Annotated in this window: 25 protein-coding genes and 2 pseudogenes; 23 read left to right on the top strand and 4 right to left on the bottom strand. The window is 70.0% G+C overall.

The window, feature by feature from the left end:
- Window positions 1-87 precede the first annotated feature (87 nt).
- Window positions 88-510 (top strand): hypothetical protein, encoded by a 423-nt coding sequence (locus tag ACZ4UU_RS19220; RefSeq protein ID WP_468041218.1) that lies wholly within the window; start codon window positions 88-90, stop codon window positions 508-510.
- Between the two features lie 37 nt (window positions 511-547).
- Here ACZ4UU_RS19220 and ACZ4UU_RS19215 read toward each other — a convergent pair whose 3' ends face one another.
- Entirely contained in the window at window positions 548-2,227 is a 1,680-nt protein-coding gene (locus ACZ4UU_RS19215; protein ID WP_468041216.1) for a chitinase, read from the bottom strand.
- A gap of 243 nt (window positions 2,228-2,470) precedes the next feature.
- On the opposite strand from ACZ4UU_RS19215, the gene ACZ4UU_RS19210 reads away from it, so the two are divergent.
- From ACZ4UU_RS19210 to ACZ4UU_RS19140, 15 genes and pseudogenes are all read left to right on the top strand, one after another.
- Complete coding sequence (locus ACZ4UU_RS19210) at window positions 2,471-3,280, top strand: hypothetical protein (RefSeq protein WP_471905071.1); 810 nt, start codon at window positions 2,471-2,473, stop codon at window positions 3,278-3,280.
- A gap of 60 nt (window positions 3,281-3,340) precedes the next feature.
- Complete coding sequence (gene cpaB / locus ACZ4UU_RS19205; RefSeq protein ID WP_468041214.1) at window positions 3,341-4,048, top strand: Flp pilus assembly protein CpaB; 708 nt, start codon at window positions 3,341-3,343, stop codon at window positions 4,046-4,048.
- Window positions 4,049-4,057: 9 nt separating this feature from the next.
- Window positions 4,058-5,323: an AAA family ATPase gene (locus ACZ4UU_RS19200; RefSeq protein ID WP_468041212.1), complete on the top strand. Its 1,266-nt coding sequence runs from the start codon at window positions 4,058-4,060 to the stop codon at window positions 5,321-5,323.
- A 53-nt stretch (window positions 5,324-5,376) separates the two neighbouring features.
- Window positions 5,377-5,697 carry a septum formation initiator gene (locus ACZ4UU_RS19195; RefSeq protein WP_062722084.1) on the top strand — a complete coding sequence of 107 codons (321 nt, stop codon included), beginning with the start codon at window positions 5,377-5,379 and terminating at the stop codon, window positions 5,695-5,697.
- A gap of 127 nt (window positions 5,698-5,824) precedes the next feature.
- Window positions 5,825-6,196 (top strand): TadE/TadG family type IV pilus assembly protein, encoded by a 372-nt coding sequence (locus ACZ4UU_RS19190; protein ID WP_471905070.1) that lies wholly within the window; start codon window positions 5,825-5,827, stop codon window positions 6,194-6,196.
- 12 nt (window positions 6,197-6,208) lie between these two features.
- Window positions 6,209-7,546, top strand: coding sequence for a CpaF family protein (locus ACZ4UU_RS19185; RefSeq protein ID WP_468041210.1), 1,338 nt, complete (start codon window positions 6,209-6,211; stop codon window positions 7,544-7,546).
- A gap of 76 nt (window positions 7,547-7,622) precedes the next feature.
- Window positions 7,623-8,570: a type II secretion system F family protein gene (locus tag ACZ4UU_RS19180; protein WP_468041208.1), complete on the top strand. Its 948-nt coding sequence runs from the start codon at window positions 7,623-7,625 to the stop codon at window positions 8,568-8,570.
- Between the two features lie 52 nt (window positions 8,571-8,622).
- On the top strand, window positions 8,623-9,525 hold the full coding sequence (locus ACZ4UU_RS19175; protein ID WP_468041206.1) for a DUF5936 domain-containing protein: 903 nt from the start codon (window positions 8,623-8,625) through the stop codon (window positions 9,523-9,525).
- A gap of 67 nt (window positions 9,526-9,592) precedes the next feature.
- Window positions 9,593-9,808, top strand: a pseudogene (locus tag ACZ4UU_RS19170) (DNA-binding response regulator); the annotation flags it as partial.
- A gap of 156 nt (window positions 9,809-9,964) precedes the next feature.
- A complete protein-coding gene (locus ACZ4UU_RS19165; RefSeq protein ID WP_217210438.1) occupies window positions 9,965-10,162 on the top strand; it encodes a hypothetical protein in 198 nt (65 codons plus the stop codon).
- A complete protein-coding gene (locus ACZ4UU_RS19160) occupies window positions 10,162-10,854 on the top strand; it encodes a pilus assembly protein TadG-related protein (protein ID WP_468041204.1) in 693 nt (230 codons plus the stop codon). The genes ACZ4UU_RS19165 and ACZ4UU_RS19160 overlap by 1 nt, the downstream gene beginning before the upstream one ends.
- A 30-nt stretch (window positions 10,855-10,884) precedes the next feature.
- Window positions 10,885-11,466 carry a hypothetical protein gene (locus ACZ4UU_RS19155; RefSeq protein WP_468041202.1) on the top strand — a complete coding sequence of 194 codons (582 nt, stop codon included), beginning with the start codon at window positions 10,885-10,887 and terminating at the stop codon, window positions 11,464-11,466.
- A gap of 7 nt (window positions 11,467-11,473) precedes the next feature.
- Window positions 11,474-12,103 (top strand): OmpA family protein, encoded by a 630-nt coding sequence (locus tag ACZ4UU_RS19150; protein ID WP_468041200.1) that lies wholly within the window; start codon window positions 11,474-11,476, stop codon window positions 12,101-12,103.
- Window positions 12,104-12,142: 39 nt separating this feature from the next.
- Entirely contained in the window at window positions 12,143-12,886 is a 744-nt protein-coding gene (locus tag ACZ4UU_RS19145; RefSeq protein WP_468041198.1) for a hypothetical protein, read from the top strand.
- A 737-nt stretch (window positions 12,887-13,623) separates the two neighbouring features.
- The gene (locus tag ACZ4UU_RS19140) at window positions 13,624-14,100 is read left to right on the top strand and encodes a hypothetical protein (RefSeq protein WP_468041196.1); all 477 of its coding nucleotides are present in this window, start codon (window positions 13,624-13,626) and stop codon (window positions 14,098-14,100) included.
- Window positions 14,101-14,135: 35 nt separating this feature from the next.
- Here ACZ4UU_RS19140 and ACZ4UU_RS19135 read toward each other — a convergent pair whose 3' ends face one another.
- Window positions 14,136-14,507, bottom strand: coding sequence for a hypothetical protein (locus tag ACZ4UU_RS19135; protein WP_468041195.1), 372 nt, complete (start codon window positions 14,505-14,507; stop codon window positions 14,136-14,138).
- Window positions 14,508-14,688: 181 nt separating this feature from the next.
- Between ACZ4UU_RS19135 and ACZ4UU_RS19130 the strand changes: the two are divergent.
- Window positions 14,689-14,929, top strand: a pseudogene (locus ACZ4UU_RS19130) (hypothetical protein); the annotation flags it as partial.
- Here ACZ4UU_RS19130 and ACZ4UU_RS19125 read toward each other — a convergent pair.
- Window positions 14,926-15,288, bottom strand: coding sequence for a DUF192 domain-containing protein (locus ACZ4UU_RS19125; RefSeq protein ID WP_468041193.1), 363 nt, complete (start codon window positions 15,286-15,288; stop codon window positions 14,926-14,928). The pseudogene ACZ4UU_RS19130 and the gene ACZ4UU_RS19125 sit on opposite strands and share 4 nt — an antisense overlap.
- Before the next feature lie 70 nt (window positions 15,289-15,358).
- Between ACZ4UU_RS19125 and ACZ4UU_RS19120 the strand changes: the two genes are divergently transcribed.
- Window positions 15,359-16,243, top strand: coding sequence for an LLM class flavin-dependent oxidoreductase (locus ACZ4UU_RS19120; RefSeq protein WP_468041191.1), 885 nt, complete (start codon window positions 15,359-15,361; stop codon window positions 16,241-16,243).
- A gap of 60 nt (window positions 16,244-16,303) precedes the next feature.
- Entirely contained in the window at window positions 16,304-17,146 is an 843-nt protein-coding gene (locus ACZ4UU_RS19115; protein WP_468041189.1) for a class I SAM-dependent methyltransferase, read from the top strand.
- 11 nt (window positions 17,147-17,157) lie between these two features.
- Here the strand turns inward: ACZ4UU_RS19115 and ACZ4UU_RS19110 are convergent, their stop codons facing one another.
- On the bottom strand, window positions 17,158-18,369 hold the full coding sequence (locus ACZ4UU_RS19110; protein ID WP_468041187.1) for a winged helix DNA-binding domain-containing protein: 1,212 nt from the start codon (window positions 18,367-18,369) through the stop codon (window positions 17,158-17,160).
- A gap of 875 nt (window positions 18,370-19,244) precedes the next feature.
- On the opposite strand from ACZ4UU_RS19110, the gene ACZ4UU_RS19105 reads away from it, so the two are divergent.
- From ACZ4UU_RS19105 to ACZ4UU_RS19090, 4 genes are all read left to right on the top strand, one after another.
- Entirely contained in the window at window positions 19,245-20,018 is a 774-nt protein-coding gene (locus ACZ4UU_RS19105; protein ID WP_468041185.1) for an isoprenyl transferase, read from the top strand.
- Between the two features lie 313 nt (window positions 20,019-20,331).
- Complete coding sequence (locus ACZ4UU_RS19100; RefSeq protein WP_468041183.1) at window positions 20,332-21,657, top strand: PhoH family protein; 1,326 nt, start codon at window positions 20,332-20,334, stop codon at window positions 21,655-21,657.
- Window positions 21,658-22,057: 400 nt separating this feature from the next.
- A complete protein-coding gene (locus tag ACZ4UU_RS19095; RefSeq protein ID WP_468041182.1) occupies window positions 22,058-22,762 on the top strand; it encodes an aggregation-promoting factor C-terminal-like domain-containing protein in 705 nt (234 codons plus the stop codon).
- A gap of 248 nt (window positions 22,763-23,010) precedes the next feature.
- Complete coding sequence (locus ACZ4UU_RS19090) at window positions 23,011-24,423, top strand: AI-2E family transporter (RefSeq protein WP_468041180.1); 1,413 nt, start codon at window positions 23,011-23,013, stop codon at window positions 24,421-24,423.
- The last annotated feature ends 2 nt before the right edge of the window (window positions 24,424-24,425 follow it).

The raw sequence follows: 24,425 nt of genomic DNA, 5'->3' as shown, positions 1-24,425 counted from the left end.
CTGATGCGGTGAGGCAGGGAGAATGTTTCACCACAGCACCGAGCAGTTCGCCGCGAGCACCAGGAACAAGGACCCAGGAACCGACGGATGACCCAGCAGCCGCCCCCACCCGGCCCGGGCTTCGGCCCGCCCCCACCGCAGTACGCCCCCGCGCAGCCCCCGTACGCCCCCGCACAACCGGCGTACGGCCCGGTACCGCCCCAGCCGCTACCGCCCCAGCCGGTCCCGCCCGGCCCCGAGTTCCTGGCCGTGGACAAGCGCAACGCCGTCGTCGTCGACGGATCCGGCGTCGTCTTCGAGCTGTCCGGCCACACGCTGGAGTTCCGCTGGCCGGAGATCCGCAGCGTCCACTACAAGGCGAGCCCCGACGGCAGGGCGCTGATGGTGGCCGTGGTCCACGTGGACGGCCGGTTCTACGAGGGCGTGGTGGAGGCCAAGCCCCGGGCGCGGCTGCAGGAGTGGTTCGCGCAGCTGGGCTGGGTGCTTGGCCACTACCGGCCGATGGGGTGAGGCCGGTGACCTACCGCCGGGATGAGGCCGGCGCTCCCTACGGCAGCCCGTGCACGTGCGGTCCCACCGCGTTCGACCACGCGTTGCCCGCCGTCGCGTCCCAGTTCGTGGACCAAGTCATCGCGCCCCGCAGGTCGGGATAGGTGCGCGAGGGCTTGAAGGAACCGCAGCCCGTGCCCTTGGTCAGACAGTCCAGGGCACTGTTCACGACCGACGGCGCGACGTACCCGCTGCCCGCGCCGCGGGTCGAGGCGGGCAGGCCCAGGCCGACCTGGGACGGGGCGAGGCCGCCCTCCAGCTGGATGCAGGCCAGGGCGGTGAGGAAGTCGACCGAGCCCTGGCTGTAGACCTTGCCGTCGCAGCCGAGCATCGAACCGCTGTTGTAGTACTGCATGTTGACGACCGTGAGAATGTCCTTCACATTCAGCGCGGTCTGGAAGTAGGCGTTCGACGTCGACTGCATGTCGATCGTCTGCGGTGCCATCGTGAGGACGAGCGACGAGCCGGCCTTCGCCGACAGAGACCGCAGCGCCTGCGTCATGTACGTCGCGTTGAGGCCGTTCTCCAGGTCGATGTCGACGCCGTCGAAGCCGTACTCCCGCATCAGCGCGTACACCGAGTTCGCGAAGTTCGTCGCGGACGCCGCGTCGTTCACCGCCACGGTGCCGCGCTCGCCGCCGACGGAGACGATGACCTTCTTGCCGGCGGCCTGCTTCGCCCTGATGTCCGCCTTGAACTGGTCGACGGTGTAGCCGCCGAGCCCGGCCGAGTCCAGGTTGAAGGTGACCGCGCCCGGCGTCGAGGTCGCGTCCGCGAAGGCGACGGCGATGATGTCGTACTGCGACTGCACGTCGGCGAGCTTCTGGACCGTCGCCCCGTTGTTGAAGTTCTGCCAGTAGCCGGTCACCGCGTGCTTGGGCAGGGCCGGACCCACCGGGCCCGCCGTGGTGGTCCCCGTCACCGTCGCCGACTTCGCCGACTCACCGGCCGCGTTGGTCGCCGTGACCTGGAAGGAGTACGACGTGGCGGCCGCGAGCCCGGTCACGGTCGCGGAGGTGCCGGTCACCGCGGTCACCTTCGTACCGCCGCGGTAGACGTTGTAGCCGGTCGCGCCGGAGACGGTGTTCCAGGCCAGGGAGACCGAGGACGAGCTCGTGCCCGAGACCGTGAGCCCGCTCGGTGCGCCGGGGACGGTGGGGGCGGGGTCGGTGCCACCGCCGCCGTCGGGGCCGTACACCGACAGGTCGTCCGCGTAGTAGGCCGCCTGCCCGTACCAGCCGTGCGTGTAGACCGACACCGAGGTCGTCGAGGCGCCGGTGGTGAAGGTGGTCGACAGCTGCTTCCAGGACGACGAGTCCGGCGTCCAGGTCGACACGTCGGTGGTACCCGTGCCCGTCACGCCCAGGTAGGTGTAGCCGCCCTGGACCCAGGCGCTCAGCGTGTACGTCGAGTTGGGCTTCACGGCCACGGTCTGGGTGCACCGGGCGTTGTCCTGCCCGGCCGGGGTCGCCCTGAGCGCGGTCGCGCCGCCGTGCACCGGGGAGGAGACGGTCGTGCCGCTGTTCGCGGAACAGGTCCAGTTGCTCAGACCGGCCTCGAAGCCGGCGTTCTTGGCGTTGTTGACGTCCGCGGCGGAGGCGTGGCCCGCGGGGAGGAAGGCGAGGGCCAGGGCCGCGGTGACCGCGGCGCCCGCCCGGAATCTGCTGCGTATGGACATGACAAGAGACATGCTCAACAACTTGGTCCAGACCAATTCACCTGTCAAGAGATTCCGGTAGTGGAGAATTCGTGTGCGCAACCTGCCCCGTTTTGGCGGGAGTTGTGCCGGAGGAGTTGTTTATCAGCTGGAGAGAAGCTGTTCTCCGGCCACAGAGCCGTGGATACAGTGCTGAGGTAGTCACGCAATGAAGTCATCGGGGAGCTGCGCGTGCCAACTGCCATTGCCGTGACCAGCGCCGACATGGCGCTGCCGGCGCAGGACGAGCGAACCGTGCCCGCCGTCGTGCTCCAGGACCTCGACCGGGAGCCGCTGGAGCGGTCGCTGGCGGCCCTGCAGACCCTGCTGGAGCAGCACGGACATGTCATCGTCGTGTGCTCGCAGGCCGTTCCCCGCGGTGTCCAGCAGCGGCTGCACACCGTACGGTCCCTGCTGGAGAGCGACCGCATCGCCGTGTTCCGGCCCGAACTGCCCCCGCTCGGCATCGCCGTCCTGGCCCGCCAGCTGCGGCAACTGGCCTCCTGCGACCTCAGCCCCGGCGTCCTCGCCTCGGCCGGCCGGCTGCTCACCCACTACCTCCACGCCGGCGCGCTCCTCGGCTCCGTCGCCAAGCTCGACCGCGTCCCCGTCGACCTCCGGTCGCACGCCAAGTCCTGGATGCCCGGCAGCCAGTTCGGAGTGCTCGCCCACCCCTCCCCGCAGCTCGTCCGGATCGCCCCCGGAGTCACCCTGCCCGGCCCGGAGTTCGGCACCTCGATGCTGGTCGCCCAGGGACAGCTCCAGTCCGACTGGGTCACCGCCACGCTTGCCAAGTCCTGGAACGCGCAGGGACTGAGAGAGGTGGTCCTGCCCGCCGAGTCGACGGCCTGGTGGGGGACGGCGAAGCTGATCGAGTTCTGCGCGTACCTGCCCGACCTGTCGGTGCTCTACCAGCTCGTCACCTCCGTACGGCAGAACTCCTGTCACTGGTGCGGCATCGACGTCATCGGTGACCGCTGCGTCTTCTGCTCGGCCGTCCCGCCCACCCACGAGCAGCCGGCCCGCGCGGGCTGACCGGACCCGAGCCCCATCCGACCGCTCCCGACCGATTCCCCCAATGAGGTTGCACGGTTCATGAACTCCCGTCAGCGCCGCGGCGTGATACTCCTGCTCCTGTCCGTCGTCTGCGCCCTCGGCGCCTTCGCCGGCGTCCTGTCCGTCATCAGCGACGTGAAGTCCAAGGTCGGCCCCGAGACCACCGCCTACCGGGTCAGGACGGACGTCGCCCCCTACACGCAGCTCAGCGCGGGCCAGTTCGAGAAGATCACGATGCCCGAGCGGTGGCTCTCGGAGAACGCGATCACCGACCTGCGCGAGATCCGCGGGAAGATCGCCGTCACCACCCTCCAGAAGGGCTCCCTGCTGCAGAGCGACATGATCGTCGACCAGCCCGCGCTGCAGGCGGGCGAGCAGGAGATCGCCATCATGATCGACGCGGCGACCGGCGTGGCCGGCAAGATCACCCCCGGCGCCAAGGTCAACGTCTACGCCACCTTCGAGGGCGACGGCGACAAGGCACCCGACCAGGCCCGGCTCATCGTGGAGAACGCCCGCGTCATCGACGTCGGCGAGCTGACCTCCCTCAAGCCCGACGAGAACGACCGGAGCCGACAGCCCACCGACGCCGTTCCGATCACCTTCGCGCTCGAACCGGTCGACGCCCAGCGCATCACGTACGCCGAGTCGTTCGCCGACGAGGTCCGCCTCGCCCTGGTGGCGCCCGGCGACGACTCCGACATCCCGGCGACGAACCGCACGTACGAACTCGCCAAGGACAAGTGAGAGGCCCCTATGCCCACGAGGATCCTCCCGGCCGTCGGCGACGCGGACGCGGTCCGTTCCCTCACGACGCTGCTCAGCCAGCTCCCCGACGCCGAGCCGGTCGCCCCGGTGACCGACTCCACCCAGCTCGTCGACACCCTCGCGCGCCTGGCCGCCGAGTCCATCGACGAACTGCCCGAGGTCGTCGTCGTCCATGAGCGCATCGGTCCCGTCCCGGCCCTGGAACTCATCCGCGAGGTCGCCCTGCGCTTCCCGGCGGTGGGCGTCATCCTCGTCACCTCCGACGCGAGCCCGGGCCTCTTCCAGGCCGCCATGGACTACGGCGCGCGGGGCCTGGTCGCCCTGCCCCTGCACTACGAGGAGCTGGCCAGCCGCGTCAACGCCGTGGCCCAGTGGTCGGTGGGCGTGCGGCGTCATCTGGGCGCGGGCGGCGACGTGTTCAGCGGCGTCGGCGGCACGGTGGTCACGGTCAGCGGCGCCAAGGGCGGCGTGGGCGCCACGCTCACGGCCATCCAGCTGGCCCTCGCCGCCCAGGCGTCCGGCCGCAGCGCCGCCCTGCTCGACATGGACCTCCAGACCGGCGACATCGCCTCGTACCTGGACATCCAGTTCCGCCGCTCGGTCGTCGACCTCGCCGCCATCAGCGACATCTCACCGCGCGTGCTGGCCGACGCCGTGTTCCGGCACGACACCGGGGTCGCCCTGCTCCTCGCCCCCGGCGACGGCGAACGCGGCGAGGAGGTCACCGACCGCGCCGCCCGCCACATCGTCAGCGCCCTGCGCTCCCGTTACGAGGTCGTCGTCATCGACTGCGGCGCCCAGCTGAGCGGCGCGAGCGCGGCCGCCGTGGAGATGGCCGACACCGCGCTCCTCGTCACCACCCCGGACGTGGTCGCCGTCCGGGGCGCCAAGCGCACGGTACGGATGTGGGACCGCCTCCAGATCCGCAAGGCGGAGGAGACCACCATCGTCGTCAACCGCCACTCGCGCGGTACGGAGATCCAGCCCGCCCTGATCCAGCGGATCACCGGCACCGCGGTCGCGGCCACCGCCGTCCCGGCCAACTTCAAGGAACTCCAGGGCGCGGTCGACGCCGGCCGGGTGCACGAGCTGGACGCCAAGGGGACCGTCAAACAGGCCCTCTGGGCGCTCGCCGGGGAGCTCGGCCTGGTCAAGGGCACCGAGGGAGCCGCCCAACAGCGCCGTAACGGCCGTGCGCGGGGCGGGGACCGGGCGGCGCTGACGTTCCGGCGGCGCAAGGAGATAGGGCGGTGAGGGGGCGCCGGCGCGGGGACGACCGGGGCCAGGTGACCATCGAGTTCCTCGGGATGACGCCGCTGATCATCCTGACGCTGGTGCTGCTCTGGCAGTTCGTGCTGCTCGGCTACACCTTCTCGCTGGCCGGGAACGCCGCGGACGAGGCGGCGCGGGCCGGGGCGGTGTCCGAGGGCCAGGCGGGCTGCGAGGAGGCCGCGCTGCAACACCTGCCGGGCGCGTGGGAGGGCGGCGCCTCGGTGGAGTGCGGTGCGGGCGGCGGCTACGCCACGGCGGACGTCCACCTGGAGGTGCCCGTGCTGTTCCCCGGGGCGATCGGCTTCCCGTTCACCGTCGACGGGCACGCGGGGGCCGTGCAGGAGGAGAAGGACTGAGATGTCGTACGACGCCAAAGTCCGCGGTGACCACAGGGGCGGTGGGGCCGGGCGTGTCCGCAGGGTTGGCGGAGCCCGACGTGTCCGTGGGGGCGGTGGAGTCCGCCGTGACCGCGGGGTCGTTGGAATCCGACGTGTCCGTGGGGTCCGCGGCGTCCGCGGCATCCGTGACCGCGGCCAGGTCGCGATCGAGTACCTCGGGTTCATCCCGATCCTCGTCCTCGTGGCCCTGGCGGGCGTACAGCTCGGGCTCGTCGCCTACGCCGCCCAGCAGGCCGGAACGGCGGCCCGGGCGGGGGCACGCGCCGCCTCGCTCGAACCGGGGACCGCGCAGGACGGCTGCCAGAACGCGGTCAGCGACTGGCTCTCCGTCAGCTGCGAGCCCGCGCAGGGTGCCGACGAGGTCACCGTCACCGCCGTGGTCCAGATCCCGTCCGTCGTCCCCGGCTGGGACTTCGACCCCGCCCAGAAGACCGCGACCATGCCGCTCGACCACTGAACGAGGATCCACATGAGCCTGAGGTCACGCATCAACACCCCCGAGGAGCCCGGCAGCCGGGGCGAGGACGGCCACCTGGTCGCCTCGTACCGGGCCAAGCTCCTGGAGGAGATCGACCTCGCGGAGATGAGCTCGCTGGCGGCGGCCGAGCGCCGGGCCCGCCTGGAGCGCGTCCTCGGGCACATCATCAGCCGCGAGGGCCCGGTGCTGTCGACGGTCGAGCGCGCGCAGCTGATCCGCAGGGTCGTCGACGAGGCGCTCGGCCTCGGCATCCTGGAACCGCTCCTCGAAGACGCCTCGATCACCGAGATCATGGTGAACGGCCCGGACGCGATCTTCGTCGAACGCGCGGGCCGAGTCGAGCAGTTGCCGCTCCGCTTCCCCTCCCACGACCAGCTGATGCAGACCATCGAGCGGATCGTGTCGACCGTGAACCGCCGGGTCGACGAATCGAACCCCATGGTCGACGCGCGCCTGCCGTCCGGCGAGCGGGTGAACGTCATCATCCCGCCCCTGTCGCTCACCGGCGCGACCCTGACGATCCGCCGCTTCCCCCGCTCCTTCACCCTGCACGAGATGACCGGCCTCGGCTCGCTCGACGAACCCATGGTGTACCTGCTGGCCGGGCTGGTGCAGGCGAAGTTCAACATCATCGTCTCGGGCGCGACGGGCACGGGTAAGACCACGCTGCTCAACGCCCTGTCGGGGCTGATCCCCGAGCACGAGCGCATCATCACCATCGAGGACTCGGCCGAACTCCAGCTCCAGCAGTCCCATGTGATCCGCCTGGAGTCCAGGCCCCCCAACGTCGAGGGCAAGGGCCAGGTGACCATCCGCGACCTGGTCCGCAACTCCCTCCGCATGCGCCCCGACCGCATCGTCGTCGGCGAGGTCCGCGGCGGCGAGTCCCTGGACATGCTCCAGGCGATGTCGACCGGCCACGACGGCTCGCTGGCCACCGTGCACGCCAACAGCACGGAGGACGCGTTGATGCGGCTGAAGACCCTCGCGTCCATGTCCGACGTCTCGGTCCCCTTCGAGGCGCTGCACGACCAGATCAACAGCGCGGTGGACGTGATCATTCAGCTGACCCGCTTCCCGGACGGCGCCCGCCGGATCACCGAGATCGCGCTCCTGGACAGCCACGGCGCCGAGCCGTACCGGGTGGCGACCGTGGCCCGCTTCAACGCCCAGCCCATGACGCCGGACGGCCGCGTCCACGGCGCCTTCGCGTACCACCCCCTCCCGCGCCGCACCGCGGACCGCCTCTACATGGCGAGCCAGCCGATACCCCAGGCCTTCGGCGTCGCCCAGTCACCGCTCGAACTAGCGACCCGAGAAGCCAGATAGGACCGAGGCAGGACCGAGGCAGGACCAGGCAGGACCGAGGCAGGACCAGGCAGGAGAGGCAGAACAGGTAGAACCCATGGATCTCCAGACCCGCATCACGCTCACGACCGGCATCGCCCTGCTGACCTGTGCGCTGGCCGTCGTGGGCATCCATGCCTACGCCTCCGGCCGGGCCCAGCGCCAGGCCCTGGTCGACCGGCTCACCTCCGCCGGCCAGATCACCGCAGCCGGCGGCCGCCGACGCCGCTTCGTCGACCTGGACCGCCGACTGCGCCGTACGAAACTGGGCAAACGGCTGGAACTGCGCCTGGTGGCCACGGGCCTGGACGTCACCCCCGGTGAGTTCTTCGTCTACCTGCTGGTGACGGTGGCCGGCCTGTGGCTGGTCGGCCAGGCGGCCCTGGCCCCCTTCTTCGGCCCGATCGCCGGCCTGCTGGGCGTCTGGGCGGCGGTCCAGTTCCTCAACTGGCAACGCCAGAAGCGCATCGAGCGCTTCATCAACCAGCTCCCCGAACTGGCCCGCATCCTGGCCAACGCCGCCCACGCGGGCCTCGCCCTGCGCACGGCCATCGGCATGGCGTCGGAGGAGCTGGAGGCCCCGGCGGGCGAGGAACTGGCCAAGGTGTCCAACCAGTTGGCCCTCGGCGCCTCGATGGACGACGCCCTCGGCGAGCTCGCCGAACGCCTCCCGTCCCGCGAACTGGTCGTCCTGGTCACCACGCTGGTCCTCTCCAACCGGGCCGGCGGCCAGGTGGTCAGCGCCCTGCGCAACCTCACGGAGACGCTGGAGGAGCGCAAGGAGACCAGGCGCGAGGTCCGTACCCAGCTCTCGCAGGTGAGCATGACGTCGTACGCGGTCCCCGTGCTGGGCGTCGGCTCGCTGTTCCTGATGAACGGGGTGCAGGACGGGGCCCTGGACCGTATGACGGGTTCCTCGGTCGGCCAGGCGGCGGTGCTGATCGCGTTCGGTCTGTACGCGGTGGGGTTCGTCCTCATCCGGCGTATGTCACGGATCGACGTCTGAGGCGCGGGCGCGGGCGCGGGCGGGACGGGGACGGGGACGGAAGGACGAGACGATGGAAACCGGAACACTGGGCCTGGCCCTGGCGCTGTTGATGGCGCTAGGCGTGTGGGGCGTCTTCGCGGGTATCCGCATGTACCGCGCGGACGCCAAGCTGCCGAGCGACCTGGCGCTGGCCCTGGAGATCGGCGCGACCCGCACCGGCGCCGTGGACTCCCTCATCGACCGCATGGGCATGCGCTACGCCCCCGCCGTACTGCGCCTGATGGGCCCGAAACTGGTCGCCAGGTACCGCCGCAAGATCGACCTCGCGGGCAACCCCGGCGGCCTGACCATCGACCGCTACGCGGCGCGGCGGGCGGTGTACGGCTTTCTCGGCGCGGTCGGCTTCCTGGTCTTCCTGCTGCGTGGACAGTTCCTGGTGGCGCTGCTCCTGCTGGCCTTCGGTGCCTTCTGGACGGAGGTCGGCATCTGGTCGGCCATCCGGATCAGGAAGGACGAGATCGAACGCACCCTGCCGGACTTCCTCGACGTCCTCGCGGTCGTCGTCAGCGCGGGCCTGGGCTTCCGCCAGGCCCTCGACCGGGTCGCCTCGAAGTACGAGGGTCCCTGGGCCGACGAACTCCGCATCACGCTCCGCCAGATGGACCTCGGCATGAGCCGCCGCCAGGCCTTCGCGGAGCTGCGACGCCGCAACGACTCCGAACAGGTCGCGATGTTCGTCACCGCCCTCCAGCAGGGCGAGGAACTGGGCGCCCCGATCGTCGAGACCCTCGTCGCCCTCGCCAAGGACATGCGCCGCACCGACGCCCAAAACGCCCGCCGGAAAGCGGCCCGGGCGGTGCCGCGGGCCACGCTGATGATCACGACGTTCATGGTGCCGGCGACGATGATTCTGCTGGGGGCGGGGTTGTTGCTGGGATCGGGGACGGACTTCGGATCGTTGACGGGGGAGTAGGGGGGGCGCAACCACATCACTAGCGCAAGCAAAGGCCGAACTGTCAACTACTACAAGGAAATTCCCGGAACACCTTTCGCAAATGCAACCAGATGTGGGACAGTCGTCGTCGGATCGGTCGCGGTTCCGGCTGAGCAGGAGGGAGGCGGAGACCATGAACCCCATCGCATCAGGCCACGTCAACGTCAACCGCATCTTCGCCAAACTCCACAGCACCGGCCACGCGCAGGCCGCCACCAAGTGGCCGGGCAGCGCTCCGGGTTCACCCCCTGGGCGGAGCTGACGGCGATGACACAGCGATGGTTTTCGGCCCGGGTCCGGAATCGGGCCCAGGGACCCTCTGGTGTTTCGGGTATTTCCGCTTACTTTTCTCGCAAGACTTCTCCCAAGTCCTGCGAGCCCAGCGCCCGGCGACCGCCGAACACCAGAGGGGAACACCATGAGCAACTGGATCCACACCACCGTCGAGCACCTGCGCTCCCGTGCCGCTCGCGACGACAGGGGGCAGACGGCGGTGGAGTACCTGGGGATCATCGCGGTGGTGGTGGCGATTGTGTTGGCCATCGTGGGAACGGACATCGGTCAGACGATCTTCGACGCGATCACGGACAAGATCACCGAAGTGACCGGCGGTTGATGCGGCGGCCACGGTACGGCGGCGACGACGCAGGGCAGGCTTTCCCCATCTACATCACGGTGGTGGCGGGCCTGCTCTTCCTCGCGTTCGCGTACCTCGCGGTCGGCCAGGCCGCGGCGAACCGCAACGGCGCCCAGACCGCGGCCGACGCGGCGGCTCTGGCGGCGGCGCAGGAGGCCCGGGACCAACTCGCCGGCATGTGGCTGGAGGACGTACTCCACCCGACGAAGTGGCAGGACATCTTCGCCGGTATCGGGGTGCAGTTGGACGGCTGCTGGCGAGCGGACGAGCTGGCGGCGCAGAACGACGCCGTTGTGGACGGCTGTGATCCGGCGGAGCCGCTGGGTTACACGGTCACGGTCCAGTCCACGAAACCCGTCGGCGACTCGATCGTCCCCGGCACGGAGGACATCAAGTCGCGGGCATCCGCGACCGCCGTGATCGAGCCCCGCTGTACGTTCGACCTTCCTGGCGGTGGCGGTGGCGGTGGCGAGGGCGACGGCGGAGATGGCGGGGTCGGCCCCGGAGAAGAGGCCGACCCGGGCGATGGAAACGACACACTCCCGCTTCCGCGCCTCACCTGCGAGGACAGCGGCAACTGGGATCCGGACCCGAACGATCCGGCCACCCTGCCGGCTCCCGAGGACCTCTTCGACGTCCATCTGGCCGACTCACCGGCGAACGACGAGTGACTACTGACGAGTGACTAAGGAAGCAGAGGCATGAGTATTCGGTTCACGACGAAGGCCCACAGGGGGATGGTCGCGCTGACCGTTGCGGCTGGACTGGCCCTCGGCGTGGCCGGATGCGGCAGCGGCGGGGACGACAACGACAAGCCGGAGACGTCGGCGTCCGCCAGCACGGAACGGGGGTCCGACCCGAGCGCCCAGGAGGGGCAGTCGGACGAGCCCCTGGCGGAGCTGAAGGGCTCGGACGGACTATTCCTCCAGATCACCTCCGCCCAGCGTGACTCCGGTGGCTTCGTCACCGTGAACGGCAGCCTCAAGAACGACGGGGACAAGAGCGTGTCTGTCCCGTCCGCGTTGAGCGGCAACGAAACCGAGATCACCAGAAACGGCCGGTCCTTCGGAGGCGCAACACTTGTCGACTCGAAGAGCAAGAAGCGGTATTACGTCCTACGGGACACGGACGGCCGCCCGCTCACGACCACGGGCTTCTCGACCCTGAAGTCCGGGGAAACCCTGGCCGTGTTCATGCAGTTCCCGTCCCCGCCCACGGAGACGACCGAGGTCACCTTCCAGCTCCCGACCTTCGCCGCCGCCACCATCCAGATCTCCGGGTGAGGCAACCATGACCCGCACCCCCCGCCTCACCCAGACCCTCACCGCGGCCACACTCATGGTCGCCGCGAACCTCCTCGTGGCCACGACGGCCGAAGCGGCGGACGATCCCAGCGTGCCCCCGGGAACGGAAGCCACAGCCTCCGCCCCCGTCGAGGTCGACGCCAACGACCCCGACCTGAAGCTCCCCGAAGGCGCCACCCTCGCCCAGGCCAAGGTCCTGGACATCAAACAGGTCGTCGAGGACCAGGCCGGTGAGGAACGCCGCGAAGACACCAACGCGGACGTGAAGTTCGCCCTCCAGGCCGAGGTCCTGTTCCCCAAGGACAGCGCCAAACTCACCGGCGAGGCAAAGGCCCGTATCGGGGAGATCGCCGAGGAGATCAAGACCCAGAACGCCACCCGCATCCGAGTCTTCGGCTTCACCGACAACCTCGGCTCCTCCGCCCACGGCGACGTCCTGTCCAGGAAGCGCGCGAACGCCGTACAGGGGATCCTGGAAGCGGAACTGACCGACTCGACGGTGACGTACGAGGTGCGGGGGTACGGCGAGCAGTACCCGATCTCCTCGAACGCGACCGAGGCGGGCCGCAAGAAGAACCGCCGGGTGGAGGTGTCGTTCCCGCGCTCGGAGGGCTGACGGGGACCGGTCCCGACGCCCCGTGGCTAACCTGCGCCCGTGATCGCAGATGACGACGCCCCGTACCGCCGTGAGTACCGCTACTCGGGCGGCAGTTGGCTGTGGCTCGGCCTGGCCGCCCCCCTTGTCGCAGGCATCGGCCTGATCGCGCGGCTGGCTCTGGACGACGAGGTACCGGTCGCCGTCCCCGCCGCCGTGGGCGCCGCGCTCGCCGCCCTGTTCCTCCTTGTCCTGCGCCTGGTCAAGGTGACGGCGACGATCAGCGACGAGACCCATCTGACGGCCCGGGGAGCGTTCCGCAGCCACGCCACGGCCTGGCCCGACGTACAGGGCATCGAGATCGAGGTGAACCCCGGCGCGGGCGCCCAAGGAGCGCCGGCCCACGTCGTCGTCCTGTACGACGCCTCGGGCCACCGACGCATCCTCCCTCACCTCAACGACCGCAACACCCCCGACCTCGCCCGTGAGGTGGCGGCCCTGCGCGAGATGTGGCTGCTGCACAGGGGCGAGAGCTGGGCGCCCGTCCCCGAGGCGGCCGACAAGATCACACGCGCCCGCCGGCATCCGACCCCGTTGGTGCACATCGCGGTCAAGGTGATGTTCGGTGGTCTCCTGCTGGGGATCGTGCTCTTCCTCATCGCGCTGGCTTCGGGTGTGTATGAAGGCCCCGACTCGAACGCTCTCGCGGATACGGTGTTCCATCCGCTGGCGCTGTGCATGGTGCTGCCGCTCGGAGCGTATGTCGGGACGTTCGTGGTGGGGGCGATAGTTCGGCGGCGCTGAAGCACGACGCGGGACGTGCTGCGGCACCGCGTAGCGGTCCGGATCTGCGCGCCTCGGCTGGCCTCACTTCCGTACGGAGTCGGACAGCTCGAACCACACCACCTTCCAGCCAGGCGCACGGGAGTGACTGATCGCCGGGACCACCGGATAGCGGCCCCACGCGTCCGCCGGCGACTCCACCAGGTACAGGCCGGGACCGAAGTCCTGGTCCGTGGGTGCAGGGCAGGGGGTCGGGGAGTTCGGGATGGTTGTCCATGACCCCGACGCGTACGGCGGTGCCGCGTGACCGCAGTCTGACGGTCACCGGTCCGTCCGAGTGCTTGACGGAGTTGGAGAACAGTTCCGAGGCGAACAGTTTCAGCGGTGTCGGTGAGTTCGGGCGTGTGGACGTATCCGAGGAGTGCGGTGCGGATGGTGTGGCGGGCGATCGAGAGGGCTCGGAGGTCGTTGGGGAGTTTGAGGTGGCACTCCCATGGTTGGGGGTCGGGCATGCGTGGGCTCCGTTCCGCGTGTGTGGGGATGGGGGTGCTGAAGGATGCTGAACGGCAGCGGTGGCCTGTCTCCCTGGCGCGAACCCACCCCTCCCCGCACCACCGGCACCGGAGGGCCAGTGGGAGGTGCGCTTCGCGGATGCTGCCGCGGGTCTGCTCATCTGCTCTATGGGGATGGGGGGACCCCTCCCGACCCCCTCCCTCTACTCTCCGCCCATGACCGCCCCACGCAGATGGCCCCTCGCGATGGCCGCCGCACTGTTGGCAGCAGGCTGTTCGAACTCCCCGGATACCCCGGATACCCCGGACGCCGCCCGACCCGCATCGCCCCACGCGTCGGCTCCGCCCTCGTCCGGCACACCGACCACCCTGGCGACCCCCACGGCGACTTCCGCGTTCTGCCTCGATCTGAACACCTTCCAGGTCGGCGTCGTCACCTTCCGCTCCGATGTAGGTGCGGCGATCGACGGAAAGGCACTGGACTTCGAGGATCTGCGAACGAGGGCTGTGCTGATCGCTCACATGGGCAAGGAGATGAAGGCGAGCGCGCCGCAGGACATCGCCGAAGAGTTCCGTGTGGTGCTCAAGGCGATCGAGACCTCGGCGAGCAGATTGAAGGAGGGGACGAAGGTACGCGATGTCGTGGATCCCCTGTTCGGCGAGCAGAACCTGCCTGCCTTCGACGCGGTGAACGACTACGACTGCGACCCTTCGGAGGGGTGAGCGTTCGGCACCTGATCCTGCCGAGTCGACCCAGGTCACCCAGCCCGCATCCAGGTCTGGAACGCGAAGACAGTCGGCACCGGGCAGGCCAGGGCACCCAGGAGGAGCAGGCGGGTCGCCGGCGTCAGGCGACGAATGCCGGGTGCGAAAGCGAGGGCGATCAGTGCGACGGCAGCGCCCGTCACGGTCAGGACGAACGGCCACAGGAACTCTCCGACCGGTTCCCCCGCGGCGGCGGCCCATACGGCCCCGATGCCCACGAGAAACGTCAGCCAGGCCAGCGATCCGAGGGTGAGCGCCCACAGTCCGCCCGCCGCCACGGCGATGACGGTTCCCGCCCGGGCGGGGTTGTGCGTCGGCCGGTAGGGGCCGTACAGGGCGTCGTATGCCCTGGGGCTCAGGTGCACCGTCGGGTCCTTCCACGTGAGGTGTGCACGATCTTCGCCGCCGGGGCACCGTCCCGGCATGGGGGCCGATACTCACCTCAAGCCGGGACCGTACTCAGGAATCCCACGCTGGGAACGGTTCGGTGCGGTGGGCAAGTGGCGCGGAGTGCCTCGCCCCGTCACCCTTTGTGACGACGATCAACGGTTCCCGCGGCCCCGGAACACCGCGGGCGCCGGAAGATTGTCGTACGAACCCTTCATGCAGCGGATCAAGGAGCTCGGCGCGCAGGGCGTCGTGCTGTCCGGCGACCCGAACGAGGGCGGCATCCTCGGCAATGTCCGTCCGCGTGTCATGCCGGCCGGTCGGGGGGGACTTCGTCTCCCGGAGACGGGGAAGCCTCCTGGTGCAGACAGCACTCACGGAAACGGACGACAACCCCTAGGCCTCCACACTCACCCGCACCCCAGCCACCAGCCCCCACCCCGCCATCACCCCGGCCTCCCCCTCCAGCACATGCCGTGACCGCGGCCGGGGCAGGCCCAGGCGGCCCGGTTTCATGGTGTGTACGGCGATGACGTTCAGCTTGCGGTCGAGGTAGGCGACGTCGATGGGGATGCGCATACGGAAGGTGTGGACGCCGCCGGCCGGCGTGAGCAGCATCGCGCCGGTCACGGAGTCACGCCCCAGGAGCCCTTTCGTGCGGGCCCGGTACGACGAGGCGATCTCCAGGGGGACGGAGACGTCACCCCGGTCCCCGTGCACGACCAGCGTCCCCCGACCGTCACGCCACCGTCGTCGCATCCGACGCCACCTCCTGGGCCCCGTCAAAACTGTGTTGTCCGCAGAGTGCCGTCCGGGTAGGAAGGACTCCATGACCGGACTCGGCGCAGTATTCCGTCCCCAGCTGGCTCCCGAACGACTCCGATCCGTCGCCCGACTCGCCGACAGCGCGGGCCTCGAGGAGCTCTGGCTCTGGGAGGACTGTTTCCGCGAGGGCGGGATCTCCACCGCGGCGGCCGCCCTCGCCTGGACCGAGCGGGTCAAGGTCGGCGTCGGGCTGCTGCCCGTGCCGCTGCGGAACGTCGCCATCACCGCCATGGAGGCGGCGAGCCTGCACCGGATGTTCCCGGGCCGCCCCATCCTCGCCGTCGGACACGGCGTGCAGGACTGGATGGGGCAGGTCGGGGCCCGGGTCGAGTCACCGGTGACCCTGTTGCGGGAGCACCTCGACGTGCTGCGGGCCCTGCTGCGCGGGGAGCGGGTGACCGTCGAGGGACGGTACGTGAAGCTCGACGACGTCGCCCTGGACTGGCCGCCCGCAGAGCCGGTGCCCGTCCTCGCCGGCGCCACCGGGCCCCGCTCGCTGCGCCTGGCCGGCGAGGCTGCCGACGGGACGCTGCTCACCGCCTCGACCTCGCCCGAGGGGGTCCGGCGGGCACGGCAACTCATCGTCGAGGGAGTGGAATCGGCCGGACGCACGCCGGACGCGGACACGTCCCACCAGGTCGTCGTCTACCTCCTCACCGCCACCGGACCCGACGGACCCGCCCGCCTCAAGGCCGAACTCGAAGCCGAGGGACTCGGATCCGTGCCCGACCTCGGAGTCGCCGGGGACGCCGGCACCGTCGCCAAGGCCGTGCAGCGGCTCGCGGACGCCGGTGCGGACACCGTGGTCCTCCAGCCGACGGGGGACGAGCCCGATCCGGAGGCGTTCGTGCGGTTCGCGGCGGAGGAAGTGCGGCCGCTGGTGCCGTAGCCCGCGAAGAGTGGCGAGCAGCGGCGAGTGTTGTCAGTGCCTCCTGACACACTCGGGGACATGAGTGACGACAAGGTGAGCGACGGCGCCGCGGACGTACGGGGGACCCAGCACCCCCGTACCTTCGAGGCCCTCGTCGCCGAGGGTGCCGCCGTCCCCACCGAGGGCTGGGACTTCTCGTGGTTCGAGGGGCGGGCCAGCGAAGCCCGGCCGTCGTGGGGATACGCCGCCTCCCTCGCCGAGCGGCTCGCCCGCGCCACCGCCGCCCTCGACATCCAGACCGGGGGAGGAGAGGTGCTCGACTTCGCCCTGCGCCGCGCCGCCCCCGAGGCACCCACCCTGACCGTCGCCACCGAGGGCTGGCCGCCGAACGTCGCCAAGGCCACCGCGCTCCTGCGCCCACACGGCGTCGCCGTCGTCGCCTCCCCCGAGGACGCCGCGCTGCCCTTCGCCGACGGCGCCTTCGACCTCGTCAGCAGCCGGCACCCGGTGACCGCGCACTGGACGGAGATCGCCCGCGTCCTGCGGCCCGGCGGCACCTACTTCGCCCAGCATGTCGGGCCCCGCAGCGTCTTCGAGCTCGTCGAGTACTTCCTCGGCCCCCTCCCCGAGGAGCAGAGCAGCGCCCGGCACCCCGACAGGGAGCGCGCCGACGCCGAGGCGGCCGGGCTGGAGATCGTCGACGTGCGGGCCGAGCGGTTGCGCGTCGAGTTCCACGACATCGCAGCGGTGGTGCACTTCCTGCGCAAGGTCGTGTGGATGGTCCCCGGCTTCACCGTCGAGGCGTACCGGCCCCGGCTCCGCGCACTGCACGAGCGGATCGAGGCCGAGGGCCCCTTCGTCGCGCACAGCACCCGCCACCTCTTCGAGGCCCGCAAGCCCGACTCCGACCCCGAAGCCTGAGCCTCCACCACCTACGCGTGCGGTCCGACCGTCACCTTCCCCACCACCAACTCCGGCCGCGCCTCCAGCACTTCCCCCACCCGCTCCACCTGCTCGCCCAACTCCCGCTCCTGCCGCGCCGTCAGCCGCCGTCCGATCAGCTCCACCGTCACCGTCGTACGACGGCCCTGGCGCCGCTGGTGCCAGACTCCGGCCACCACCCCGTCCACCAGCAGCACCGGATAGTTCCCCGCCTGGCCGCCGGCCAGCGCCCGCCGATACGCCTCCCCGGGGAACAGGGACTCCCGGGGCTGCGCGGCGATGGCGTAGGCGTCGAAGTACGGCAGCAACCGCACTCCCCGCACCCGCTCACCAGGGAACTCCGTGTCCCCCGCGGCCACCCACGCCGTCCCGCCCTCGAACGCGACCTCCTCGATCCCCTCGCCTTGCTCGCCCTCCGCCAACTCCCTGAACAGCTCGGCCGCCCAACCTCCGGGGGCCGCCAGCCACTTGGCGAAGTGCCGGGGCGTCGCGGGCCCGTACGCACGCAGATACCGACGTACGAGCTCCCGCAGTGCCGCCTTTCCCGACGCCGCCCCAGCCATCGACGCCGACCTAGCCACCGACCCCTGGGCGAACTCCGGCGGCCGCGTGTACGTCACCTTCCGCCCCCGATTCGGTCCGAAGCACAGCGAGCCCGCCTGACCGGCCCGGTGCAGCACCTGGCGCCAGCGCGGCCACAGATCCTGGAAGGCGGGCATGACGAGGTCACCGGCCCATGGACCGGTGCGTGCCACGACCTCCTCGCCCAGCTCCTCCACGGTCAGGCACACCCCGTCGAGGGCATCCCCGATCGCCGCCACGATCCGCGTCGCCTGCTCCTCCGTCACCCGGGCGTCCGGCGGAAACGGGCTCGGGCCCGTCGGAACCGCGGTCAGGGCGCCGCACCACAGGGGCAGTTCCGCGGCGGGGAGCAGATGGACGGTTCCGCGCGGGCCGAACGTCTTCACCAGGGAGCGGTCGTCCCAGAGCGCTGCCCGTACGTCCGCCCGCGTCACCCCGGCGGCCCGTACCCCGACCGACATCTCGGCCGCGGACAGCACCTGCGCGTGCGCGCCCAGCATCGCCCCGACCACCTCGGCCACCGGTGTGCCGCGCCCGGCGGGACTCGCCAGGAACTGCCGCTCCATCCGTCGTGCACTCGCCTCGCCCCAGCTGATCATCCTGCTCGCGTTCGCGGTCATAGGCCGACGGTAGGCCGTATATAGGTCAAGTGCTGTCCGCTGGAGCCGCCGTAGTGCAAACCGTGCATCCGTGCGCGAAGCGCCTCAGGCCCCTGCGCATCCAAGGAACCCGCACGTTTTCCACATTGTTATGGAGGCCGACTCGATTTCCTCTCATCTCTCGCGTAAGTTCAGACCAAGGCAATTCGCGTACGCAAAGCTGCGCGGCGGCACCGCGCGGCGGAGGGGGCTGCGCGGTGCCATGCCTCCGTGCGTGTCCCTGCTGGACGCGCGTCGCATCGAAAACGAGTGCGCCCCGCGAAGTCGTGTGCCCCGTCAAGCCGGCGTTCGCGGTCGGGGTCACCCGCGGGAGGGAAGCGCGGACAAGTCGCCGAGCAGACCCCAAGCCGCACCAAACCCTCTGCATTCGGGTGCATCCCGCCCGTTTCCCCTGGGAATCTGCGCCTGAACGGCCAAGATTCGGCCACGAAAGAGCCTCCTCGGGGCTACCGGGCCGTCGCCGATCGATTTCGGAGAGTAGTTGTGGCACGCCGATGCACGCACCATCCCTTACGAAGGGTTATGGTGGAAACCCCCCCTCGGGCCGGTCCGTCTCCCCCCCACGGACCGGCCCGTTTTTTTGCCCCTGAACAACCGGGGGCGCATTAGGACGCCGGGGACTGCCACCCCCGAAGGGCGCGGGGAACTGCGCGACCATCCCCCCACCACCCACCACCCACCACCCACCACCCACCACCCAGCACCCGCCCACGCACCGAAGCACCCCCACCCAAGGCGCCAACACCCCACCCGCACCCCCAAAGACGCGACCGCCCCAAACCCCGGTACGCTCCAAGGCGCGGGGACCGCATTCGTACGGAGGGGCGGACAATCACGTGAACCTGCGCGACAAGCTGCGCGGCCTGCTGGTCAGGCTGTACGCACGCCGGGTGGAAGGTCACCTGGACCACGCTCAGGTGCCCAAGCACATCGGCGTCATCATGGACGGCAACCGGCGCTGGGCGAAGGCCGCGGGTTCCACCACCGTGCACGGTCACCGGGCCGGCGCAGAGAAGATCGAGGAGTTCCTCGGCTGGTGCTCCGAGACGGACGTCGAGGTCGTCACCCTCTGGCTGCTGTCGACGGACAACTTCGACCGGCCGCAGGACGAGCTGGGCCCGCTCCTGGGGATCATCGAGGACGTCGTGCGCACCCTCGCCGCCGACGGCCGCTGGCGCGTGCACCACGTCGGCACTCCGGACCTGCTGCCGTCCGGGATGCAGACCAGCCTCAAAGAGGCCGAGGAAGCCACCGCGCACATCGACGGAATACTGGTCAACGTCGCCATCGGCTACGGCGGCCGCCAGGAGATCGCCGACGCCGTGCGCTCGATGATCGTGGACGCCCACGACAAGGGCACCTCGATGGAGGACCTCGCCGAGTCCGTCAGCGTCGACCTGATCGGCCGACACCTCTACACGGGCGACCAGCCCGACCCCGACCTCGTCATCCGCACCAGCGGCGAGCAGCGGTTGTCCGGTTTCATGCTGTGGCAGACGGCCCATTCCGAGTACTACTTCTGCGAGGTCTTCTGGCCGGCCTTCCGCAAGGTGGACTTCCTGCGCGCCATGCGTGACTACGCGGCCCGGCACCGGCGTTACGGCGGCTGAGAAGCACCCCACCGCGGGACGGAAGTAACAAGGAGTTCACCAGCGCGCCGTCATATGCGCTGGCATGGCATCGCACGTTCGAGGGCATAAGCCAAGCAGGTCGACACCCGAACCACGGGTGTCGTATCTCAGCGGGCGGCACCGGAGCCGTCCGCCCGGGAGGCCCTTTGCACCAGCCCGACCGTGCGGTCACGGCACGGAAGAAGCAGTGGAGGGCCGGTTTTCGGCCCGTGCATGGCGTGCAGGGCGGCCGACGACCGGTCCAGCTCCACTCCGTCGCTCCCCGACCTCATCCGAGGGGGTACGTCCTTCCGTGGTGACCAGCACAAAGCGCCACAAGCCAGACCGGCGCACCTACGTTCTCGACACCAGCGTCCTGCTGGCCGACCCGAACGCCCTGAACCGCTTCGACGAGCACGAGGTCGTGCTCCCCATCGTCGTGGTGACGGAACTGGAGGCCAAGCGGCACCATCCCGAACTCGGCTACTTCGCCCGGCAGGCACTGCGCCTGCTGGACGAGTTCAGGGTCCGGCACGGTCGCCTCGACGCCCCCATTCCGATCGGGGACCTCGGCGGCACCGTCCGTGTCGAGCTCAACCACTCGGACCCCAGCGTTCTGCCGACGGGCTACCGCCTTGGGGACAACGACTCCCGCATCCTCGCGGTCGCCCGCAATCTGCAGGCCGAGGGGTTCGACGTCACCGTCGTGTCGAAGGACCTGCCGCTCAGGATCAAGGCCTCGTCCGTCGGCCTCCTCGCCGAGGAGTACCGCGCCGAGCTCGCCATCACGGACTCCTCCGGCTGGACCGGAATGTCCGAACTGACCCTGCCGGGCGAGAAGGTGGACGTCCTCTTCGAGGAAGGTCACATCTACGTCCCCGAAGCCGCGGACATGCCCGTCCACACCGGGCTGACGATCCACTCCGAGCGCGGCAAGGCGCTCGGCCGGATCACGCCCGAGGGCAACGTCAGGCTGGTGCGCGGCGACCGGGAGGCCTTCGGTATCAAGGGCCGCAGCGCCGAGCAGCGCATCGCGCTCGACCTGCTCCTGGACCCGGACGTCGGGATCGTGTCCATGGGCGGCCGGGCCGGCACCGGCAAGTCGGCGCTCGCGCTGTGCGCCGGTCTGGAGGCGGTGCTGGAGCGCCGTCAGCACCAGAAGGTGATGGTCTTCCGGCCGCTGTACGCGGTGGGCGGGCAGGAACTCGGCTATCTGCCCGGCAGCGAGGCCGAGAAGATGAGCCCCTGGGCGCAGGCGGTCTTCGACACGCTGTCCGCGGTCACCAGCCGCGAGGTCATCGAAGAGGTCACCGCGCGAGGAATGCTGGAGGTGCTCCCTCTCACCCATATCCGCGGACGCTCGCTGCACGACGCCTTTGTGATCGTGGACGAGGCGCAGTCACTGGAAAGGAATGTCCTGCTGACTGTTCTGTCCCGAATTGGAGCCAATTCGCGGGTGGTTCTCACTCATGACGTGGCCCAGCGGGACAATCTGCGGGTCGGACGCTACGACGGTGTCGTCGCCGTCGTGGAGAAGCTGAAGGGGCATCCGCTGTTCGCCCATGTCACGCTGACGCGGTCCGAGAGGTCCCAGATCGCGGCCCTTGTGACCGAAATGCTGGAAGACGGGCAGATCTGACCCAAGTGCTGAACTTGCGGTAGCTACTCGTTGGTTGGCGCCGTCCGGAAAGGCAGTGAGCCTATCCGGGCGGCGCCTCGGCGTGTGTGGCTTTCCGTAAAACCCCTGGCACAAACAAGGTGTGAGCTTTCACACGCAACGCAGAATTGCCTTGCGGCGTCGGGTTACGGCAGAGTCTCACTCCTGTCAGGCCCCGCATACGACACACCTGTACCCCCAGCGGTACGGAACCACAGCAGCACCACAGCCAACTGCATAACGACGTCGTATGCCGCCCGAGTCTTCACGCGGCGCTCCCCTCGCGGGAGTTGCCCACCGGGTCCGTGCCTCCCGTGACCCCGCAGTTGGGAGGCCAGCGCCAGGGGCACGATTGCGTCCGCCAGGGTCACCGAAGCGGGCGATGCTGGAAGGAAACCGTGTGAGTCCGATTTCGGTCAGGGGATTCGCAGTGGCGTCGGCCACCGCGGTCACCGCTGTCGGAAGCGTCGTCGGCGTTGCCTCGGGCAGCACCGCGCAGAACAACGACGCCGAGGCGACGGCTGCCGATTCGACGCTCCTCGCGGACATACCCGCGGGCCAGCAGGCCCAGGTGCAGACCGAGTCCCTGTCGGCACAGGCGGACGTCCAGGCCATCGCCGCGGACGCGAGCGCCAAGAAGGACGCTGAGGAGGCCGCCCGCAAGGCTGCCGCCCAGAGCGCGATCGAGAAGAAGGAAGCCGCCGAGAAGGCGGCCCAGGAAGCCAAGGAGCGCGAAGAGGCCGAGGCAAAGGCCTCCAGGTCCTCCTCCGCGGACTTCCCGATCCAGAGCTCGTACACCATCGACCAGATCCAGGCGATGGCGCGCCAGATGGTGCCGAGCGACCAGTTCCAGTGCTTCAGCAACATCGTGGACCACGAGTCCGACTGGAACTACCAGGCCGTCAACCCGTCCTCCGGTGCCTACGGCCTCTTCCAGGCGCTGCCCGGCTCCAAGATGTCGTCCGTCGGCTCGGACTGGCAGACGAACCCGGCCACCCAGATCAAGTGGGGCCTGAACTACATGAACGAGCGCTACGACAGTCCTTGTGGCGCGTGGTCGTTCTGGCAGGCGAACCACTGGTACTAGGCGCTCCGCTTCGAGGGCCGCGGCAGGACGTCCTCCAGGTGCCGCGCCGTCGTGGCTTGTCGCGCCCACGCGGCGGAGCCGCAAATAGATACAGCCCCGCGCCCCTCGGGGCGTGACTCAACCCTGCGTCGCCCTTCACCGTCCTTTGGTGAGGGGCTTTCGCGTTCCCCCCGGCAGTGGCCATGTACGGTCGGACGCAACGACTCCAGGGGGGAGTGGTGGGGAGAGACGGGGGAAGAGGGCGGATCATGTCGCGAGTGCCAGGGTGGCTCGGTCGGCTCGGTGCCGGGCTGACCGAGATGAGTGACCGGTTGGACGAGCGCCGGGCCGCGGTGGAACGGGAGAGCGGCGAGCTCGAGCCGGTGCGGCCGTCCGCCCCGGAGCCCGGTTCCGACGACACCTCCCCGCCCACGGCCCACGTGCCACGACCGCCCGACTACGCGCCCGCCGTCCCGCCGCCCCGGCCCGACCCCGCACAGGCCGTGCCGTGGGGGGTACGGGTCGCGGCGGAGGCCAGCTGGCGGCTGCTGGTGCTGGCCGGCACGGTCTGGGTGCTGATGCGGGTGATCAGCGCCGTCCAACTCGTCGTGTTCGCCTTCGTCATCGCCCTGCTCCTCACCGCGCTGATGCAGCCCTCGGTGGCCTGGCTGACCCGGCGGCGCGTGCCGCACGGGCTCGCCACCGCGCTGACCGCGATCCTCGGGTTCGTCGTCATCGGGCTGATGGGCTGGTTCGTGACCTGGCAGGTCATGGAGAACATCGACAACCTCTCCGACCAGGTCCAGGACGGCATCGACGAGCTGCGCAACTGGCTGCTCAACAGCCCCTTCCACGTCACCGACAAGCAGATCAACGAGATCGCCGAGAACCTCCGGGAGGCGGTCGGCGCCAACACCGAAGAGATCACCTCGGCCGGTCTGGAAGGCGTCACGGTCGTCGTCGAGGCGCTCACCGGCATTCTGCTGGCCGCCTTCTCCACGCTCTTCCTGCTCTACGACGGCAAGCGGATCTGGCAGTGGACGCTGAAGCTGGTCCCGGCCGCCGCGCGTCCGGGCGTCGCCGGCGCCGGCCCGCGCGCGTGGGCCACCCTCACGGCGTACGTACGCGGCACGGTCCTCGTCGCCCTCATCGACGCCGTGTTCATCGGCATCGGCATCTACTTCCTGGACGTACCGATGGCCGTCCCGCTGGCCGTCTTCATCTTCCTGTTCTCCTTCATCCCGCTCGTCGGCGCGGTGGCCTCCGGCGCCCTGGCCGTCGTCGTGGCGCTGGTGACCCAGGGCGTCTTCACCGCGGTCATGACTCTGGTGGTCGTGCTCGCCGTGCAGCAGATCGAGGGCCATGTCCTCCAGCCGTTCATCCTGGGCCGCGCGGTCCGTGTCCACCCGCTGGCGGTGGTGCTGTCGGTGGCGGCCGGAGGCATGGTGGCCGGGATCGGCGGTGCCGTGGTGGCGGTGCCGTTGGTGGCGGTGGCGAACACGATCGTGGGGTATCTGCGGGCGTACTCGCAGGAGACGGCACCGCGGCTGCCAGCCCGTCCGGGGGTGCCCCCTCGGGGGGAGTTTGAGAACGAGGCCGTGCAGGCCGATGGCGGGCCTGAGGGCGCATCCCCCGGGGACGAGGACCACGACAGCGCAGAGGACCCCGCCCACAAGGTGTGAGC

The organism is Streptomyces sp. NPDC028907 (genome assembly GCF_055564995.1).
The sequence above is the reverse complement of the archived record's forward strand: the minus strand, read 5'-3'. Positions and strand labels throughout refer to the sequence as shown.